The following is a 20,283-nucleotide window of genomic DNA, read 5'->3' on the forward strand; positions in this document are numbered from 1 at the left end:
TTTCACTGCGTATCAATCTCAGGTTAAACTTTTTGGTTTTTTTATGCAATTTTTATTTGTTAAGCTATTATTCTAAAAGTGTCACTACCGCCAGCCACCAATCCTCAATCAATTAATAAATTACAGGAAGGCGGACAACGGCGAGCCAGAATTCCTCAATTAACCTGACTACTTTAGTAAATTCTACAAAGTCTACAGGCTTAGTTATATAACAGTTGGCATGGAGCGAGTAGGACTTGACAATATCCTCGGGAGCAGCAGAAGTGCTGAGAATCACGACAGGAATTAATTTTAACTTCGGGTCATTTTTAATTTCTTCTAGCACTTCAACACCGCTTTTTTTCGGCAGATTCAAATCTAGCAAAATCAAATCGGGACGGGGTACGTCCAGATAGGGTGCTTTTTTGCGTAAAAACTTGATTGCTTCGACTCCATCCTCCACAAAATGCAAGTTATTCAATATTTTACCCTGACTGAGGACTTCTCTTGCCAAATCGGCATCGCTGGGCGAATCCTCAATCAGCAGAATCTCAACTAATCTAACAGTGCTGGGATCGCTCATAACCGGTTTATCCTTGTGACTATAAAAAAAATAAATGAAATTTAAGCCTTCAGATACTAATTATAGGAATAGTAAAGTAAAAAGTCGCTCCTTTTCCTTCTTGAGATTCCACCCAGATGCGCCCGCCGTGGCGTTCCACAATGCGCTTGCACATCGCCAAACCTATGCCAGTACCGGAATATTCGCGGCGAGAGTGCAGGCGTTGAAAAATAATAAAAATGCGATCGGCATATTGCGGATCGATGCCAATACCCCGATCGCGCACGCTGAACACCCATTCGCTATCTTGCCGGCCCGCAGCGATATGAATCAACGGGATATCTTCGCGACAAAATTTGATACCGTTGGCGATCAAATTTTGGAATAACTGCACCAGTTGAAATTCATCCGCCATCACCGTTGGCATCGCGTCACAGGTGATGACAGCTTTTGTTTCGGCGATCGCAATTTGCAAATTAGACAAACTTTGCTTGACAGCAGCGTTGCAATCGGCTAGCTCAAATTGTTTACTTCGGGTTCCCAGGCGCGAATAGACCAACAAATCATTAATCAATTGTTGCATTCTGGTAGCGCCGTCAACAATATAATGAATATATTTATCTGCTTTAGCATCCAAATTGTCTTGATAGCGGTGGGCGAGCAATTGAGCGTAGCTGGTAACGGCTCGGAGCGGTTCTTGCAAATCGTGGGAAGCCACATAAGCGAATTGTTCTAATTCTTCGTTAGAACGCTTCAAATCTTCTGTAAGTTGCAACATTTGTTGCTCTGATCTTTTACGTTTTGTAATGTTATAAACTAAGGCGCAGCATGACAGCATATTTCCCTGGGAGTCCATGACTGGACTGGTAGACATATCCGTCCAAATATCTTTACCATCCTTAGTTTTGAATTTGAATTCATGTTGTTCAGCGATCCCTTCCTTGCGACGCTCGAAATTATCGAGAGCTTGTTTTTTTTCCGGTTCGTCCATGAAGTCCCAAAGCGGCCGACCGAACATTTCTAATTCACTATAGCCGAGCATTCGCGACATTGCGCGGTTCACGTAAGTCGTGACGGCATTGTTATCAATTACCCAAATACCCTCTTCTGCTAATTCAACTATTTGCCTGTATTTGAATTCGCTTTCCTGCAACGCTGTTTCAGTTAGTTTACGCTCGGTGATATCTTTCAGAAAACAGTGATAGCCGTTAAATGTTCCTTCGGCATCGCAAGCTTTGACCATTGTTAATTGATTGTGAAAAAATGAACCCTTTTTCCGCACACCTCTAGCTTCAACTTCTACTTTGCCCGAAATTAGCATTTCTTGATAAGCTAATGTCAACATCTCAACATCGTCTGGATGCACGGTAAGCTGCCATTCCATGCCTAGCATTTCTTCCGGTTCGTAACCACATTTACGAGCGTAAGCTCGGTTAACATTCACATAGCGTCCGTCAATGTCCAGCAGCGAAATGCCTTCCACCGCATTTTGCAGAGCATTGGTGAGGTCGCGCAGCTCTTTTTCAGCTTGTTTGCGTTGCGTAGCTGCCGCCACGGCATCGCTAATATCTTGACCGATCGCCAAAAAACCAGTAATATTTCCTTCAGTATCAAATAAGGCTGTCACCGACAATTGCACCGGAAACCGCGAACCATCTTTGCGAATGTAAGTCCATTCATTTTCGTCAGCCATTCCCTCGCGCGGCAAAGTAAAAAAAACTTCCATTCCTGGCTCTATTTTTACTCCCAATTCTTGAGACAAAACTTCCGCTCTTTTGCTGATCTCCAGAGGATCGTGAATGATTGCTGGCGTGACTTTGCCTACCACTTCTCCGGGGGAATAGCCTAAAAGTTGCTGGGCGGCGCGATTGAATATTTTAATTTTACCGTCTGGCTCAGTGGAAATAATTGTGTAGTTAGCGCTGTTAAGAATTGCATTTTGTAGTTGCGTCAATTCCAACAAAGTTATCGCAATTCTTTGTCTGTAAGCTACTTCGTTTTGCAATTGTTGCTTGGAAATTTCCATTTGAGTAGTGCGATCGGCAATTCGATTTTCCAGAGTTTCATTGAGCAGTCTATTTTCCTCTTCTACCAGCTTACGTTCTGTAATATCAGTAATGGTACACACATAGCTTTTAACCTCCCCATTTTCTCCGATTTGACCGACAGATTGAGCGAAAACCCACTTCACTTGACCGTCGTCAAGACGTTGAAAACGGTACTCAGATTTAAACGGCAATTTCTCGGCAGCGACGCTATACCATTGAGCAAAAACGCTCTCGCGATCGTCTGGATGAATGCCTCGCAACCACCCTTTACCCAAAGCTTCATCGCCGGTAATTCCAGCAATTTGACACCAGCGTTCGTTGACATACAAACAGTCTCCGGCATCGTCAGCATAAAATATTCCAACTGGCGAAGCTTCTGTTAAAGTTTGATAGCGAGCGTCACTTTCTCGACGTTCGACGATTTCTGTTTGTAGTATTTGATTAATCATCCCTAATTGAGCGGGACTCGTGAAAACTAATGCTTCAGGAATTAATGGAATTAATGCGAAAGCTGTGTAAGCAGAAATGACTGCGGTTATCAGTTTCAAGGTACCAGAAAGCCAATAAACAGGATGCCAAAGCGTCCAAACTTCCATTATATGAGTAGTGCCACAGGAGAAAATAAAGGCTCCAAACAGCAAAAAAATGTTGCGAAAGGGCAAGTCTTTTCCTTGAGTGCTAAAATAAATTAGCGATACGGGTATTGAATAGTAAGCCAGGGCAATTATAGAGTCTGACACTACGTGGAGCGCGACTAGCTCTCGCTGCCAAAGGTAACAGTGGCCGTGAGGAATATAGTTGCCGACGAATAACAAGTTATTTAAAAAAGTCCACATGATAAAGGAATGGGTAATGGGGAATCGGGAATGGGTAATTGGTAATTGGTAATTGGTAATTGGTAATTGGTAATTGGGTAACGGGGAATTTAACCCCATAACTTATAACTTATCTCAAATTTTTGAAATATACATAAGACCGGGCAAATGGAATTCGCACGCCAAACAAACGAAACCCACCGCAGCGGGTTAAGGTTTGATCTTCTTCAGTCTTCAGTCTTTAGTCTTCCGTCTTCCGTTTTCCTTCTTCCCCTGATGACGTTGGACGGAAAGCTCCGGGGGGACAGCAAAACATGACTAATGACTAATGACAACTAAGAGGGCGGGCACGCACCATCCACCGCCCCTACTGACTGATGACTAATGACTAATGACTAATGACTTCTTCCTTCTTCCTTCTTCCTTCTTCCTTCTTCCCTCTTCCCTCTTCCTTCTTCCTTCTTCCGACGGACTTACATCCGTTACATCCGTTACATCCGTTACATCCCGTACATTGCTCGTTGCCGAACTTCCTTCTTCCTTCTTCCTTCTCCTATAAAAAAAAGGGGGCGAGCCAAAAGCCCGCCCCATCATTCATTATGCTACTGTGATTAACCCAAGAGTGCCTTAGCTTTAGCCACCACATTATCAACGGTGTAGCCAAACTTTTCTAAAGCAACGGGGCCTGGTGCGGAGGCGCCGAAGGTGTCGATGCTGATGCTGTCGCCTTCGGAACCTAAATAACGTCCCCAGCCGAAGCTAGAAGCTGCTTCAACTGCTAACCGTTTGGTAACAGCTTTCGGGAGTACAGATTCGCGGTAAGCGGCATCTTGTGCGTCGAACAATTTCCAGCAAGGCATGGAAACGACGCGGACTTTTTTGCCTGCGGCGCGCAATTTTTCAGCGGCATCAACGCAGAGGTATGTTTCGCCACCGGTGCCGATTAAAATGATGTCGGGAGTGCCGCCGTCGTCGGACAAAATGTAAGCGCCTTTGGCTGTTCCTTCGATCGAGCTTCCGGCCAAATTCGGCAAGTTTTGACGGGACAAAGCCATTAATGTGGGGCGTTTGGGGCTTTCAACTGCCACTTTGTAAGCACCGGATGTTTCGTTTCCATCCGCAGGGCGCATCACCAACAAATTGGGGATGGCGCGCAGGGAAGCGATGGTTTCGACTGGTTGGTGAGTGGGGCCATCTTCGCCCAAAGCTACGGAGTCGTGAGTCATGACATAGATGACTCCAGCTTCCGAGAGTGCGGAGAGGCGAATTGCACCGCGCATATAGTCGGCAAATACCAAGAATGTGGCGCAGTAAGGAATCAAACCGCCGTGGAGTAGCAAACCATTGGCGATCGCGCCCATAGCGTGTTCCCGCACGCCAAAGCGCAGGTTACGTCCTTCGTATTGACCTTTTTGGAAGTCTTTTTCACCCTTAAGCAGAGTCATGTTAGAAGATGCCAAGTCAGCCGAACCGCCGATCAATTCAGGTAGGACAGCAGCCAAAGCATTCAAACATTTTCCAGAATGATTCCGAGTCGAATCAGCCTTATCTTCTACCTTGTAAGTCGGGAGAACTTTATCCCAACCTTCGGGAAGTTTGCCAGCAACCGTGCGTTCGTATTCTGCTGCTTCGGCGGGATATTTTGCTTTATAATCTGCAAAAGTTTTATTCCATTCTTGTTCGGATGCAGCACCGCGATCGACTGCTTTGCGGAAGTGAGCCAAAGCATCATCAGGAATTTCAAACGGTGCGTATTCCCACTTCAAGAAATCGCGAGTTGCTGTCACTTCATCGGTACCCAAAGCAGCACCGTGAGAACTGTAAGAATTGCGCTTGTTGGGAGAACCGTAACCGATGACTGTGCGGACTTTAATCAGAGACGGTTTGTCCGTGACTTTTTTGGCTTCTTCAATAGCTTTGTGAACTGCTTCTGCGTTAGTATCTTCGTCGAGGTTGGTATTGTCTACTGTAATGACGTGCCAGTTGTAGGCTTCAAAACGCTTGCCGACATCTTCAGTAAAGGCCAAGTTAGTGTCGCCTTCAATGGAAATGTGATTGTCATCGTAGAGGGCGATTAATTTGCCGAGTCCGAGGTGTCCGGCCAAAGAACAAGCTTCGCCAGAAATACCTTCCATGTGACAGCCGTCACCCATGATGACATAGGTGTAGTGGTCAACAATGGTGCTATCGGGCTTGTTAAACTTGGCAGCGAGGTGAGCTTCTGCCATTGCCAAACCGACGGCGTTAGCAATGCCTTGTCCCAGGGGGCCGGTGGTGACTTCTACGCCTTCGGTGACGAAGTTTTCCGGGTGTCCGGGGGTTTTGGATTCCCACTGACGGAATTGCTTGATGTCGTCGAGGCTGACGCTATCGTAGCCGGCGAGGTACATGAGGGCGTACTGCAGCATACAGCCGTGGCCGGCGGAGAGTACGAAGCGATCGCGATTGAACCACTTAGGGTTTTTAGGGTTGAACCGCATGAAGCGATCCCACAGTACGAAGGCCATAGGCGCAGCGCCCATCGGTAGTCCTGGGTGTCCTGATTTTGCTTTTTCTACCGCATCGATGGCGAGAAAGCGGATAGAGTTAATGCAGAGTTCTTCGATTGATTTGGTTGCAACAGCCATAATTCTGGTTTTTATATGTATGAGAGAGTGTGTGCGAGCTCATATTCGGTGAATTGACCGTGATTGTTGTAGGGGCGAGTTAACCAATAATCCTCATCAAAACCAGAGTTTTAGTAAACGCCCCAAACCAAATAGTACGATCGACCGACCGGACACGATCTGTGTGGTCAATTTTGGCAGAGGTGCGATGAGTCGAGTTCGATCGCTCGCGTGTCTGCTATTGAGTTTCTGTGGAACTGCCGTGAGACTGCACTACATATCATCTCACCTGTTGCGACCGACAGACAACTTAATTTTTTAATGTTTCGCCCGCTTTATGCTGTCGATAACAATTTGCGATCGCAAATATTTCAGCAGCCAGGGTACAAAAAGCAGCGTGTATCTGAATTATTTAGCAAATTGGCCCCGTCAGGCAGCTCAGTTATGATAGAGTTTGGTGTTTCTGACATCTTGCACCTGTTGCGATCGAGCTTTCGGGCATCCGCCGTCGGCCTACCCACAAAAGAATTGAGTTGTGGAACAGACCAGAAAGCCTGTGAATGTGACAATGCAGTGCAAGATCTAAGATATTGGTAATTTTAATTAGGCAATAACTAATGACTCTGAGTGAAGCCGAAGTCCGCAGTCAAAAAGTAGACGAACTGCGATCGCAAGGCATAGAACCGTATCCCAGTCAATCCTACGCGCGATCGCACACAGCCCGACAAGTTCGCGAAATATTTAGTCAACCGGGAAAAGAACTCGAAAACGGACAAAGTGACCCCGAAGAAATTCCCCTGCGATTAGCCGGCCGCATTATTTCCAAGCGAGACAGCGGCAAAATTGGCTTCATCGATTTAAAAGACGCCACAGACAAAATTCAACTCAAAATCGAAAAAGCAATCGTCACCGGCGAAGTCGGTTTGAGCTTTGAACAAATCAAAAAATTGCTTGATGTCGGCGATTTTGTCGGCGTAGAAGGCATCGGCTGCCGCACCCCCCGGGGAGAACTTTCTATTTTAGTGCGGGAATTCACGCTTTTATCAAAAGCTACGATCCAATTTCCAGATGCTTATTACGGCATCAACGACCCCGAAGTTTGCCGTCGCCACCGCGAAATGGACTTAGCAAGCAACCAAGAAGCCCTCAACCGTTTCATGCTGCGTAGCCGCATCGTCCAAAGCATCCGTTCCTATCTCTGGAATGCGAATTTTTATGAAATAGAAACACCGACATTGCAAGCTATTTACGGCGGTGCAGCCGCTAAACCATTCATCACCCATCACAATGCTTTAGAAGTAGATTTGTATTTGCGCGTTGCCCCAGAATTGTTCTTAAAAAGAGCAATTTGTGGCGGTTTCGAGCGAGTATTTGAACTAGGAAAAGCCTTTAGAAATGAGGGCATTGACAGCACCCACAATCCCGAATTTACCTCCTTAGAAGTTTACCAAGCTTATGCAGATGTATTCGACATTTTAACAGTTGTCGAAGATGTGATTTGTTTCGCAGCAGCAGAAGTATTTGGCGATGTGCGGGAAATAGAAAATCAGGGAGAAACAATCAGTTTAGAACGTAAATACGACTACAGCGAAAAATATCCCGGTTTTAGCGGCAAACACTGGCAAGTGAAAACGATGGTAGAAGCTGTCAGAGACGAGTTTGGACTGGATTTTGACAGTTTGGACTTAGAAAGTGCAATATCCTCCGCAACCAAACTAGAACTGCACCTTTCCAAGTTAGAACAACAGAGTTTAGGCTACGTACTCTACGCAGTTTTCGACAAATTAGTTGTCCCCAAACTAATTCAACCTACATTCATCATCGACTACCCAGTCGAAGTCAGTCCCCTAGCCAAAGGACACCGCAGCAAGCCTGGATTTGTCGAGCGTTTCGAGCTGTTTATCAACGGTACAGAATACTCCAACGGATTCTCAGAATTGAACGATCCGAAAGAGCAAAGAAAGCGGTTTGAAGAACAATTAGCACAGAAGAATGCAGGAGATGACGAAGCGCATCCAATGGATGAAGATTTCATCCAAGCGCTATCTTTAGGAATGCCAAATTGTGCGGGAATGGGAATTGGTGTAGACAGATTGGTGATGCTTTTAACTAATACTCAAAGCATCCGCGATGCGGTGATGTTCCCGACAATGCGGCCGGTCAAAGATTCATAAAACATTTGAGTTCCGTTCAGATCCCCGACTTCTCTAAGAAGTCGGGGATCTCGCTTGTGGCAGCTAAATATTAATATTTATGACATTTGAAATAAAAATTATCGCGCCAGTTATAATGTTTTTGTTTATTTAACTAACCCACCGATCGCACATGATTTTAAGTGAGTCAGTTACCCTCAAACCAAGATATCAACCTCAAGCATCAGACACCTGTATTGAAGTAGAAATCATCCAGTTTAATCTCTGGAGGCAAATGCCGCCCGCAAAGAGATTAGCATTAGCCTCTGCTGCCACGAGGGGCTGCCGCCAATTAGCCTTATCGGGAATCAAAAAACGCAACCCTCAATTAGATTCCATCTACCTCAAACAAGAGTTTATCAAAGCAACTTTAGGACAAGAATTTATTAAAATTGCCCAATTACTAGAGACAAAACTTGTAATGCAAGATCCGATCTGGTTAGCAGCTAAAATTGGTAACATCCTAGATACACTGTCAATTCCCTACTATGTTGGCGGTTCAATTGCTAGTTCCGCTCACGGCGAACCCAGATCTACTCAGGATGCAGACATTGCTATCAGCATCCGAAAAGAACAAACTCAGTCCCTCATTCAAGCAATGCAAAGCGAATTCTACATCAGCGATATTGCAGTTGAAGACGCTGTGAGGGGGAGAAGTTCAAGTTTCAACGTCATTCACCTAGAGACAGCCATTAAAGCAGACATTTATTTGATTAAACCCGATCGCGAATACGAGCAATGTCAGCTCGATCGCCGACAGCAATTCTACCCAGACGACAGACCAGAATTAACCTTTTATATCTGTAGCCCCGAAGATATAATTTTGCAAAAACTCATTTGGTACAGAATGTCAAGATTTCAGTCAGACAAGCAATGGCGAGATATTCTAGGAGTGATGAAACTTCAGGCAGATTCGTTAGATAGGGCTTACCTGCAACATTGGTCTTCCCAGTTAAATATCGCTTCAGAAATCGATCGGGCTTTTTCTGAATCGGGATTAAATTAACCAGAACACGCAGAACCCCGACTTCTTAAAGAAGTCGAGGATCTAACAGCGATCGCGACGATTAGGTTGACCTACTTCTCACCGCATAAACGAACCCACAACGCCGTTCATATCTTCAGTCAAAGGATTTCCCAAAGCCTTAAATTTCCACTCGCTACCTTCTCGATACACTTCTCCCATCAACATATTTAATTTGCCTTCATAGGAAGGGTCATTTGACAAGCGATAGCGAGCGATTTCTTTCCCGCCTCCATCTACAGCCCTCACGTAAGCATTTTCTACCATGCCAAAATGCTGTTTTCTTTCTTTGCCATTGTAAATATTTACACCCAAGATAATTTTGTGATATTGTGCTGGCAACGAGCTCAGTTTCACCAATATTTGTTCGTCGTCGCCGTCTCCCTCCCCGGTGAGATTGTCGCCTGAGTGCACAACTGTTTTGTCCTTTGATTCTAAATGAGAGTAATAAATTACATCTTCTTTGTAAGCTTTTAATTTGCCATTTTCCCCTAGCAGCAAAGCGTAGGAATCTAGGTCAAAATTTACACCGCTGCTTCTACCGAAAAGACCTTTTTTAACTTGCGCGACATCCCAGCCCAAAGCCATTGTCACTCTGGATAGGTCGAATTCGCTTTTGCTGAGAACAATTGATTGTCCTTTTGTCAAGTTAATAGCCATAGTTTTGTGATTTTGTAATGTTTATTGTGCAATATGGGATTGATAAAAAGACCGGGCGGTTTCAACAGTACGTCCGATTGGTTTATTCCCCGGAGATCCCTTGCAGCATCCCCCTTAAGAAAGGGGACGAAAGATAACTCTCTTGTCCCCTCCCTTTTTTAAGGGGGGCTAGGGGGATCGACTTGATCGGAACCGTATTGTTTTATATCGACCTTTTATCCGGCATACTTGTCTACAAAGCTTTGCAAGCCTGCATTGTAGCCTTCTCCGACTGCTTGGAACCTCCACTCGCCATCTTTCTTGTAAAGTCTGCCAAATTCCATCGCAGTTTCCCTCGAAAAATCCTCATCCAAATCGTACTTAGTGACTTCTACATTAGTCGTAGTATCATAAATCCTGATAAAAGCATTGCGAACTTGACCAAAGCCCTGTCTCCTCGATTCAGCTTCATGAATTGTCACCACAAACACAATTTCTTGAACGGCTGGATCGACTTTGGTTAAATCGACTGTAACGGTTTCATCATCGCCAAATCCTTCTCCGGTTCTGCTATCTCCCAGATGTATTACAGCAGTATCGGGCGACTCTTTGTTGTTGTAAAAAACAAAGTATTTTTCGCTGGGAATTTTCCCAGTAGCCCCCAACATAAACACGGAAGCATCTAAGTCAAAGGCCCCGCCGGTGTCTGTAGCATTGGTATCCCATCCCAAACCGATCCCGGCATTTTTCAGCCCTGGTGCTTCTTTAGATAGATTGATTCTCCCGCCTTTTTCCAAGTTGATAGACATTCGCCCTCCTATTCACAACATTAATTTTAGTTACCGATCGCCATTATATCAATTATCACAGGAGCTTGACAAATTGCTGCTGGTACTCATCCTCTGACATCAGTTCTCTGGTATTTTCCACCCTGTCTAAAAACACGATGCCCTCTAAATGGTCGTATTCGTGTTGAAAAATCCGGGCTACAAAGTCTGTAAGTTCTTGTCGGTGGACTTTGCCCTCTCTACTGGTGTATTCTATCTCGATCGCCCTACTTCTGGGCACCAACCCGCGAATCCCCGGAATGCTCAAACAGCCTTCCCAGTCTTTGACTGTTTCTGTGGATGCAGCGAGAATCCGGGGATTAATCATCGCCGTCGGTTCCATATTCGGCGCTTGGGGATAGCGCAGGTTGGGGCGGGATGCGACGATAAACAGCCGATCGCACTTCGCCGCTTGGGGGGCCGCAATCCCTACTCCGTTCGCCTGTTGGACAGTAGAAATTAGGTTGTCGATTAGCTGTTGAATGCGATCGTCCCGAATATTCTCGACAACTTGCGATTGACGGCGCAGTACGGGATTTCCTAGTTGTGAAATTTGCAATATTTCTGACATATTAATTAGTTATTGGTGTTAAGTTAAGCCTGGAAGCATTAAAAAATCTCGTTTTTATCCGAGGCCAGATCCCCCTAAATCCCCCTTAAGAAGGGGGACTTTGATCAGAATCTTGTCCCCCCCTTCTTAAGGGGGGTTAGGCAGGGTGGATTAATTGTCATCCTAGAAATAGGTACGTAATTGGGCTTTAGCCCTCTTTAGACGTATATATAAAGAGGGCTAAAGCCCAACTACGTACCTTTATTAATATAACACTTGCGTCCCAGACGCGAGCTTTGAGCGGTGCTTTCTGTCGTTTCAGATTTCGCCTCTCGACAATTAATCCACCCTGCTTCTTAAGGGGGGTTAGGGGGGATCTGGGCCTAATCGTCAAACAGCAGTCTCTAACTACGTTTGAGGTAAAACTGAAAGGAATGGGTAATGAGGAATTGGTAATTAATATTCCTTCTTCCTTCTTCCTTCTTCCTTCTTCCTTCTTCCTTCTTCCTTCTTCCTTCTTCCTTCTTCCTTCTTCCTATCGAAGTTTTTGAACTGGCAAACTCCCCGGTTGTACAGTTAATTTAACTATTTGTCCGTTGCGATTAATCTCCATTTGCAACAGACCGCCAACCTTAGCATTTTGCACGAACTCCTGAACAGCTTCCGACTGAATAATCGGCTGATTGTTAAGCTTTTGAATCACGTCTCCAGCCCGCAAACCTGCCGCCGCCGCCGGAGAATTAGGAACTACACTCACAATAGCCACACCCCGATCGACTGCCACTCGCAAATTGCTATTAGGATTGCTGTTAATTTGCTGCTTAACATCAGGAGTCAGCGTCGCCATTTCAATGCCCAAATAAGCGTGTTCGACTTTCCCCGTCGAAATCAGTTCCTGCGCTACCTGTTGCGCCGCCTGAATTGGAATCGCAAAGCCCAATCCTTGAGCCCCTTGAATAATCGCCGTATTCATCCCAATAACTTCGCCCGAAGCATTCAGCAGCGGGCCGCCGGAATTCCCCGGATTGATTGCAGCGTCTGTTTGAATAAAACCGATGCGCTTGTCGGGTACGCCCACATCAGAGCTCGATCGCCCCGTAGCGCTAATAATCCCCGCAGTTACGGAATTATCCAAACCCAAAGGATTGCCGATCGCGATCGCCCATTCCCCAGGCAACAGCTTATCAGAATTGCCGATCGCCGCCACAGGCAGAGCATTCGCCTCAATCTTCACCACAGCCACATCCGTCACCTTATCCGCCCCCAACACCCGCCCCTGATAGCTGCGGCCGTCCCTGAGAGTTACATTTACCGTATCTGCACCCTCTACAACATGAGCGTTAGTGAGAATCACGCCCTCGGCCCCGATCACAAAACCCGAACCAGTACCCCGTTCGATCCCGCCCCTGCTGCCCGAATTCGGTTCTGCGCCAAAAAAATCTTCCGGCGAAAGCGATCTATTTGTCGGTTTCACCAAGCGCGAAGCATCGATCCGCACCACCGCCGGGCCTACTTTTGCCACCGCAGCCACAATGAAATTCACATTAGCTGCATCGCCCGACAAAGGAACCTGCGGCAATACTTTGCTACCTTTAACCTCAGTCTTAGGAGGCAGTTGCAATGAAGGTTGCAGCGCCTCTTGTCCCGAATCACCAGAATTAGGACGTAATTGAGAAACCGTCAGCCGATCGCCCAACATGGCGGCCCCTGCCCCCGTTAGCAGCAGCAATATGTAAATTGCCGGTTGCTTCCAAAACTTGCCTGTAGAACTCTTCATAGCCACGTTTTTAGGCTTTTCTGCCAAATTTAAATATTTGCTTAGCAGCTCTTTGATACCTGCTATATCGCCGCAGAGCCGCAAAATTTTTGGGCGATGGCGTCGGGCCCCGCAAGCTACGGCAGACTCCCTTAAACTTTAGCATTCAGCTTCTCATTTTGGATTTTTGATTGCCGATTTTCGCTGATTTTGCTAAGAGATACGGTTGAAACCGCCCAATCTTGGGCCGCTCTAGCTTCCCAACCACCAACTCGACTAAACTGAACAGTCTGGACTTGAAAATCTCTTAAATGCCGATCGGCAGAGGTAATCGATGGACATTCCCCTCGAAAATCTGTGGAAACAGATACTTGAACGTCTCCAGGTACAACTGAGCAGACCTAGCTTTGAGACCTGGATCAAAACTGCCAGAGCCGAACAACTCGAAAATAACTGTTTGATCGTCAGCGCCCCCAACCCCTTTGCTCGCAATTGGTTGCAAAAATATTACAGAGAAATCCTTGCCGATGCAGTCGAAGAAATTCTCGGCTATCCCGTAGATATTTACTTGACAATTGCCGGGGGAAATGAAACAGGCGACAGCAGCGACTCCGCCACAATTTGGCCTTCCCCCATCGCCGATGTCCCCGAAAACAAATCGCTTCACCCGCCTAAACCCGCTAATTTAAACCCCAAATACGTATTTTCCCGCTTTGTCGTCGGTTCCAACAACCGCATGGCTCACGCAGCAGCCCTCGCAGTAGCCGAGTCTCCGGGCCGAGAATTCAATCCCTTATTTTTGTGCGGCGGCGTTGGTTTGGGGAAAACTCATCTGATGCAGGCGATCGGTCATTATCGCTTGGAAATTGACCCCAACGCCAAGATTTTTTACGTTTCTACTGAAAAATTTACTAACGATTTAATTGTCGCAATTCGCAAAGACAGTATGCAAAGTTTCCGCGATCATTATCGGGCAGCGGATGTTTTATTAATAGATGATATTCAATTTATAGAAGGCAAAGAATACACTCAAGAAGAATTTTTTCACACGTTTAATACTTTGCACGAATCTGGAAATCAAGTAGTTTTAGCTTCCGATCGCCCGCCGCAGCAAATCCCCCGCCTGCAAGAGCGTTTGTGTTCCCGATTTTCGATGGGATTAATTGCTGATATTCAATTGCCAGACTTGGAAACGCGGATGGCAATTTTGCAGAAAAAAGGTGAGTACGAAAATATGCGGCTGCCGCGAGATGTGATTGAATACATTGCTTCTAGCTATACTTCCAACGTGCGGGAATTAGAAGGAGCTTTGATTCGGGCCGTAGCATATCTTTCCATTACCGGTTTGCCGATGACAGTTGAGAATATCGCCCCGGTTTTGAACCCGCAAACTGAAACGGTACAGGCGACTCCCGATGCGGTAATTGCAGTGGTGGCTGAGGCGTTTGATGTTTCTGTTGAAGATTTGAAAGGTATTTCTCGCCGGCGCGAAATTAGTCTCGCCCGTCAAATAGGGATGTATTTAATTCGGCAGCATACTGCTTTGAGTTTGCCGAAGGTTGGCGAAGTGTTCGGCGGAAAAGACCACACGACTGTGCTTTACAGTTGCGATAAAATTGCTCAGTTGCGGAACACTGACCCGAATTTGGCTCAAACTTTGCGTCAATTGAGCGATCGAATTAACGTTGTCAGCCGCAAAACTTAAATCTCTTTCGATCCAATCACTGATGGCGTAGGGTGCGTCAGCCGGGAAAAATTATCACTCTCCACTCAAGATATTCAGCCGGCTGACGCACCCTAAAATCTTTGAAATTGCCTGTGGAAAAACCTGTGGAAAATTTGCCCTTTGTTTGTGGAAAACTTTACTCGATCGCCCAAAACCATTTTTTTACTAAAATGGGCGATCGTATTCAGCAGCTTTTCCACAAGTTTTCCACAGTTTTTGGAAACTACAAGTCATATCCCGCAAACAGTTAACTTTTTTTTCCACAGTTTCCACAGGGCGATCGACATAAAAATAATTCAACAAATTAAAAAAAAATCTAGTCCTCGGCGCGTTAACCTCAGAAACCCGATTTCTAAGTATATTTGTCCTTCCTTCACAAAATTTTGCCCTGAAACCCGGTTTCTAGCCCCAGAAATAAGCCATGACAGAGAAAAGTCAGCCCGCCGACTTTCTGTGATAGGATTTGGTTTCGTCTCAAATCCGGTTAATTAACCTCCCATGAAATTGGTTTGCACCCAAAGTGACCTCAACGCCAACCTCTCGTTGGTAAGTCGGGCCGTTCCCTCCCGCCCGACACATCCGGTACTAGCCAACGTGCTCTTAGTAGCGGATGAGGAAAATCAGCGGGTTAGCTTGACAGCTTTCGATCTCAGTTTAGGAATTCGCACCAGCTTCGCAGCAGAAGTGACCGGCGGCGGCAGTTTTACCATACCCGCTAAATTGCTCAACGATATTGTTTCGAGACTCCCAGATGGAGAGATTACTTTAGAAGATGAAGCGGGGGACACCGTAGCATATCTCAGTTGCAGTTCAGGCAGCTACCAAGTCAGAGGCATGGGCCCGGAAGAATTCCCAGAATTGCCAGCAATCGAAGCTGGAACAATCCTCAAACTGCCGCCCGAAGCCTTGATAGAAGGACTCAAAGGAACTTTATTTGCGACAAGCCCCGACGAAGCAAAACAGGTACTTGCAGGCGTGCATTTAAAGGTATTGCAAGATTGTTTGGAATTTGCAGCGACAGACGGCCACAGATTGGCAGTAGTTCAAACTGTAAATGAAAAAGTCGAAGGCGAAGAAACCCAAGAAGAATTTGAGGTGACAGTTCCGGCTAAAGCATTGCGGGAAGTAGAAAGAATGCTCGTAATGCGGCAGTGGACAGAACCAGTTACGCTGCATTTTGAGCATGGTCAAGTAGTGTTTGAATGGGCAGACCAGCGGTTGACAACTCGCACCTTAGAAGGGCAATATCCCGCCTATCGGCAGTTGATTCCGCCGTCTTTTGAGCGGCAAATTACCTTAGAAAGGCGATCGCTCTTAGCAGCCGTCGAAAGAATAGCAGTCTTTGCCGACCAAAAAAATAATATCCTCAAATGCAGCATCGACGAGGAAAATCAAGAAATTACTTTGTCGGTAGATGCCAAAGATGTCGGTAGCGGCAAAGAGTCAATGCCGGCGCAGATTTCGGGAGACAGCATCGATATTGCTTTCAACGTGAAATACTTAATTGACATTTTGAAAACAGCTCAGTCTCCCGAAATTCAACTGCAATTAAACGGCGCTCTGGCTCCTGTAATTTTTCAGCCTTTAGGCGGAGTCAATGCTACATTCTTGGTGATGCCAGTTCAGCTAAGAGCGTAACAGTAGGGTGCTCTTCGGCGCACGGCCGTGCGCCGAAGAGCACCCTACATACAGCGTATTCCAGGTTTGTGAAGTGTAGGGACACGGCAGTGCCGTGTCCCTACGCGGAGTTGAGGATAGGCGGGCGTACTTCATAAATGTGGAATGTGCTGTAATTATACCAATTTCATAAAGTAGCGCTAGATATTACCCCCCCCACCCCCCCGCGACTTCGGGGGGGCTAAGACTTCATCTATACCACATCTTTAGAAAAATGGTATTAGTTTCTATTTCTTCCCTCTTCCTTCTTCCTTCTTCCTTCTTCCTTCTTCATTCAAATCAATGGCAACAAAATCTCAAATTCCGTCCCCGTACCGGGCGTAGAATGCAAATTCAACTTACCTTTATGCTTCTCCGTCACAATTTGATGAGTAATTGCCAACCCCAAACCCGTACCTTTCCCAGCAGGTTTAGTGGTGAAAAATGTATCAAAAATCCTGCGCTGAATTTCTGGCGGAATTCCCGGCCCGTTATCGGCAATTCTGATCGCTATCCAAGCGTTATTTTGATTCTTTTCGCTTGCTTCTGGGCTGAAACCGGCGTTTTGGCTGGCGGATGATAGCTGTTTTGCATTTGGTCGATCGCCCAAAACATAATTTTGCAGTAATTCCGAATTCACGAAGTCTCCGTCAGAACTGTCTATTACCTCAGTTTCAATCGTAATCGCAGCGACAAAACCTGTTTCTCCTTGTACTTCTTCCAAAGCATCGATCGCATTGCTGATGATATTCATAAATACCTGACTCAACTGACCAGAGTAACACTTGACCAAAGGCAAATCCCCATAATTTTTAACTACTTTAAACCCGTACTTCAGACGGCTTTTCATAATTAGCAGCGTACTGTCAATACATTCGTGGAGGTTAGCTTCTTTCAAGTGAGTTTCGTCCATGTAAGAAAAGGTGTGCAGGCTGGTGACAAGTTCCCTCAGTCTCTCTGATGAAGCCTTCATACTTTTGATAATTTCCACCCAATCTTCTTTCAAAAAATCAAATTCTATATTTTTTTTGAGTGCGTCAATTTTTTCGCTAGGCCCGACAATTTGCTCGTAAGCAGACAGCAACTCCATGATGTCTTTCGAGTAGTTAGACAAAAAGCCGAGATTTCCGCTGATGCAGGTGACAGGGTTTCTAATTTCGTGAGCTACTCCAGCTACCATCTGCCCCAAACTGGCTAATTTTTCGGTTTGAATTAGTTGAGATTGAGTTTGCTGCCTCAGCAATTTTGTCGCTAATTCGTGAATTTTTGACTGGGCTACTAACAGTTCGCGTACATCTACCAAAGTATAAGTTTGGGGCGACACTTGAACCACAATCGGCTCGTAAAGCAGTTCTTTCGAGCGCTGCAGCGACTTCCGGGCTGCATCCACGATTAAAGTATTGCTAGGAAAAATCAAAGTCTCAATTTCAGCAAAGCGATATAAAGCCTTGACAGGTCGTTTTAAAAATAATTCTCTTCCAAAAGGACGGCTGAGAAATTCTAAAAATCTCCGCCGGGAAATCATGCCGACAAATTTACCTTGATTTGTCAAAATGACTCCCGGTAACAGCGGATTAGTTTCTAACATCTGGGAAATTTTCATCCCGAAATCCATAGCTTCTACTTGAAAATCGTAAAGCGATAATTCTTGGAGAGTAGAGTCTAAACGAAGTTCTCCAGAGTCAGCTTCGGACGCGGGTTGTACTGGTATTTCTACGCAAGAAGTATTTAACATAAATTCATCAGCACGCTTTTTTGGTTTTTATTTGCCAGCAGACATTCAGTTACCAAAGCTCAGTCGGTGAGTAGCTGAGTGCTTTTGCCGACATCCCTCTGGCAAACGGCATTTTAAATTACACAAAAAACTGTTTGTGGCAAATGGGATTTTACCACTCCAAGTATTAGGCAAGTTTGAGGATGACCGAGATAGATGCGCTTTGGTAATTATGCCTGACTTTATTTTATATTGGCTGGAGGCGTATTAACTGTTATTTGGAGTATTTAACTATTCGTTAACCTTGGGCTAAAAGCTTAACCTGTTGTTAACACTAACCCGATTGCGCTGGAAGTTATCATTAATTGATGATACAGGAAAATCATTATTGCGGCGCGATTCTCAAATACCCCTGCTCGGTTTTCCCATAGAGTCTGGCTGTCTAAACAATCTTGCTACTTTTATGATTTGTTGGTTGCAACAGGCCAATTTGACGCAATATTTGGTGATGTTTTAAGTGATTAAATCTTTATGACTTTTTGTGATAATTCGCGCCAGTTAAATCAACAATTATCCGATTGATAGGAAAAATATAAAATTAATTTTAACAACTATTATTTTCTTGTGTAAATATAGAGATTATAGGCGACCATTGCTAGGGATCGGATATTGCGGTGTCCGGTGCTGGAATCTGCAACTTTTAATGGTTTCTATAACATTGAGGACGATCGCCAAAAAGTTTCAACGGAATTTTAAACTTAGTGCTGTGCAGAAGGTATGATCGACAGGGAGTCCGCCAAATACGTGAAACTAAATACCAATTTACCAGTAGGCGATCGATGCAACCAGCCCTAACGAATCAGTTAAACAATGCTTTTACCCTTTTTCTCAGCCTGTTAGTAGAAGCAATACCTTTTCTGCTGCTGGGAGTTTTATTCTCAGGTTTGCTGCTGGGGTTTGTAGACGAACGCAAGCTCGTATCCCGCATCCCGCGAAACCCCCTGCTGGGCGCTTTGATGGGGAGTTCGATCGGCTTTTTGTTTCCCGTGTGCGAGTGCGGTAACGTGCCCGTAGCCCGCAGGTTGCTGATGCAGGGAGTACCCGCACCAGCGGCGATCGGCTTTTTGCTAGCAGCCCCCACCATCAACCCGATCGTAGTTTGGGCGACTTGGACAGCATTTCGCGATCAGCCAGAAATAGTAGTTTTGCGGGTAGTCTTTTCTCTGTTTATCGCCACAATCATCGGCTGGGTGTTCAGCGCCCAAGCAGACTTGCGGCCTCTGTTACACCCCTCTGTAGCCCGCGCAATTCCCCTCCCAAAACCCGAGTTTTCCGAAAAAAACCTCGCCCAAGAGAACACTCCACTCTTGTTGCAGTCTGGAACATTTATGCTCGGTCAGGGGGGTGCAGTGCCGATCGAATCTTTGCTACAAGAGGAGTGGAAGCCCTTACCAACAGGCAAAATCGAAAAAACCTCTAAACCTTCCTCGATGTTTCACCCCGTTTCTAGAGAGCGTCTGCGCCTGCTTTTAGATAGTATGGTACAGGAGTTGCGGGAGTTGGGAGGAGTTTTGGTCATCGGAAGCGCGATCGCCGCCATCATTCAAGTTGGCGCACCCCGCGAACTAATTCTCAACCTCGGTCAAGGCCCGGTTTCCTCGATTCTCGCCATGCTGCTATTAGCCGCAGTCGTATCGATTTGTTCTACAGTAGATGCTTTTTTTGCCCTATCTTTTGCCGCCACATTTACCAGCGGTTCGCTGTTAGCCTTTCTCGTTTTCGGCCCGATGATTGACCTCAAAGGCATCGGTTTAATGCTCTCTATTTTTAAAGGTCGAGCCGTAATTTACTTAATTGTCTTGGCTGCTCAACTAACATTTTTAATGACCCTCGCTGTCAACTTGTATTTAGGTTGATCGATTTGCCCGCACGGACAAATAACGATATAGCATTTCTCATAAAGATGAGGTGCTTTCGGGCATAGGGCATAGGGCATAGGGCATAGGGCATAGGGCATAGGGCATACCTCACCACGCGATCGAACCGCAATAGACTTCCAATTCTCTTTGAGCCAAGAACAATGACAAATAACAACAACTAATAACTAAGGAGCAACAACCAATAACCAATAACCAATAACCAATAACCAATAACCAATAACCAATAACCAATAACCAATAACCAATAAC

The 20,283-nt window shown here is 45.6% G+C and carries 15 protein-coding genes; 5 read left to right on the forward strand and 10 right to left on the reverse strand.

The window, feature by feature from the left end:
* Nucleotides 1–112 precede the first annotated feature (112 nt).
* From QUB13_RS16520 to tkt, 4 genes are all read right to left on the reverse strand, one after another.
* A complete protein-coding gene (locus tag QUB13_RS16520) occupies nucleotides 113–562 on the reverse strand; it encodes a response regulator (RefSeq protein ID WP_333382560.1) in 450 nt (149 codons plus the stop codon).
* Nucleotides 563–611: 49 nt separating this feature from the next.
* Nucleotides 612–3,524 (reverse strand): PAS domain S-box protein, encoded by a 2,913-nt coding sequence (locus tag QUB13_RS16525; RefSeq protein ID WP_333382562.1) that lies wholly within the window; start codon nucleotides 3,522–3,524, stop codon nucleotides 612–614.
* A 261-nt stretch (nucleotides 3,525–3,785) separates the two neighbouring features.
* Complete coding sequence (locus QUB13_RS16530) at nucleotides 3,786–3,998, reverse strand: hypothetical protein (RefSeq protein WP_333382564.1); 213 nt, start codon at nucleotides 3,996–3,998, stop codon at nucleotides 3,786–3,788.
* Nucleotides 3,999–4,015: 17 nt separating this feature from the next.
* Nucleotides 4,016–6,031: a transketolase gene (tkt, locus tag QUB13_RS16535; protein ID WP_333382566.1), complete on the reverse strand. Its 2,016-nt coding sequence runs from the start codon at nucleotides 6,029–6,031 to the stop codon at nucleotides 4,016–4,018.
* A gap of 596 nt (nucleotides 6,032–6,627) precedes the next feature.
* On the opposite strand from tkt, the gene lysS reads away from it, so the two are divergent.
* Together lysS and QUB13_RS16545 are read left to right on the forward strand one after the other, a co-directional pair.
* The gene (lysS, locus tag QUB13_RS16540) at nucleotides 6,628–8,184 is read left to right on the forward strand and encodes a lysine--tRNA ligase (protein WP_333382568.1); all 1,557 of its coding nucleotides are present in this window, start codon (nucleotides 6,628–6,630) and stop codon (nucleotides 8,182–8,184) included.
* A gap of 151 nt (nucleotides 8,185–8,335) precedes the next feature.
* Nucleotides 8,336–9,208 carry a hypothetical protein gene (locus QUB13_RS16545; protein ID WP_333382570.1) on the forward strand — a complete coding sequence of 291 codons (873 nt, stop codon included), beginning with the start codon at nucleotides 8,336–8,338 and terminating at the stop codon, nucleotides 9,206–9,208.
* Between the two features lie 78 nt (nucleotides 9,209–9,286).
* On the opposite strand, the gene QUB13_RS16550 is transcribed toward QUB13_RS16545, so the two are convergent.
* The 4 genes from QUB13_RS16550 to QUB13_RS16565 form a co-directional block, all read right to left on the reverse strand.
* On the reverse strand, nucleotides 9,287–9,886 hold the full coding sequence (locus tag QUB13_RS16550) for a TerD family protein (RefSeq protein WP_333382572.1): 600 nt from the start codon (nucleotides 9,884–9,886) through the stop codon (nucleotides 9,287–9,289).
* 215 nt (nucleotides 9,887–10,101) lie between these two features.
* Complete coding sequence (locus QUB13_RS16555) at nucleotides 10,102–10,674, reverse strand: TerD family protein (protein WP_333382574.1); 573 nt, start codon at nucleotides 10,672–10,674, stop codon at nucleotides 10,102–10,104.
* Between the two features lie 55 nt (nucleotides 10,675–10,729).
* Nucleotides 10,730–11,263, reverse strand: coding sequence for a peptide deformylase (def, locus tag QUB13_RS16560; RefSeq protein ID WP_333382577.1), 534 nt, complete (start codon nucleotides 11,261–11,263; stop codon nucleotides 10,730–10,732).
* A 514-nt stretch (nucleotides 11,264–11,777) separates the two neighbouring features.
* Nucleotides 11,778–13,019 (reverse strand): HhoA/HhoB/HtrA family serine endopeptidase, encoded by a 1,242-nt coding sequence (locus tag QUB13_RS16565; RefSeq protein WP_333382579.1) that lies wholly within the window; start codon nucleotides 13,017–13,019, stop codon nucleotides 11,778–11,780.
* Nucleotides 13,020–13,332: 313 nt separating this feature from the next.
* Here QUB13_RS16565 and dnaA point away from each other — a divergent pair, with 313 nt between their 5' ends.
* Nucleotides 13,333–14,703: a chromosomal replication initiator protein DnaA gene (gene dnaA, locus QUB13_RS16570; protein ID WP_333382581.1), complete on the forward strand. Its 1,371-nt coding sequence runs from the start codon at nucleotides 13,333–13,335 to the stop codon at nucleotides 14,701–14,703.
* 186 nt (nucleotides 14,704–14,889) lie between these two features.
* Here the strand turns inward: dnaA and QUB13_RS16575 are convergent, their stop codons facing one another.
* A complete protein-coding gene (locus QUB13_RS16575) occupies nucleotides 14,890–15,024 on the reverse strand; it encodes a hypothetical protein (protein WP_333382584.1) in 135 nt (44 codons plus the stop codon).
* 198 nt (nucleotides 15,025–15,222) lie between these two features.
* Here QUB13_RS16575 and dnaN point away from each other — a divergent pair, with 198 nt between their 5' ends.
* Nucleotides 15,223–16,362, forward strand: a complete 1,140-nt coding sequence (dnaN, locus tag QUB13_RS16580; RefSeq protein WP_194008244.1) for a DNA polymerase III subunit beta — start codon at nucleotides 15,223–15,225, stop codon at nucleotides 16,360–16,362.
* Nucleotides 16,363–16,675: 313 nt separating this feature from the next.
* Here the strand turns inward: dnaN and QUB13_RS16585 are convergent, their stop codons facing one another.
* Entirely contained in the window at nucleotides 16,676–18,115 is a 1,440-nt protein-coding gene (locus tag QUB13_RS16585) for a sensor histidine kinase (protein WP_333382586.1), read from the reverse strand.
* 818 nt (nucleotides 18,116–18,933) lie between these two features.
* Between QUB13_RS16585 and QUB13_RS16590 the strand changes: the two genes are divergently transcribed.
* On the forward strand, nucleotides 18,934–20,010 hold the full coding sequence (locus QUB13_RS16590) for a permease (protein ID WP_333382588.1): 1,077 nt from the start codon (nucleotides 18,934–18,936) through the stop codon (nucleotides 20,008–20,010).
* Nucleotides 20,011–20,283: the final 273 nt, after the last annotated feature.

The sequence above is a fragment of the Microcoleus sp. B4-D4 genome, from assembly GCF_036705185.1.
In the GTDB taxonomy this organism is placed as follows: domain Bacteria; phylum Cyanobacteriota; class Cyanobacteriia; order Cyanobacteriales; family Microcoleaceae; genus Microcoleus.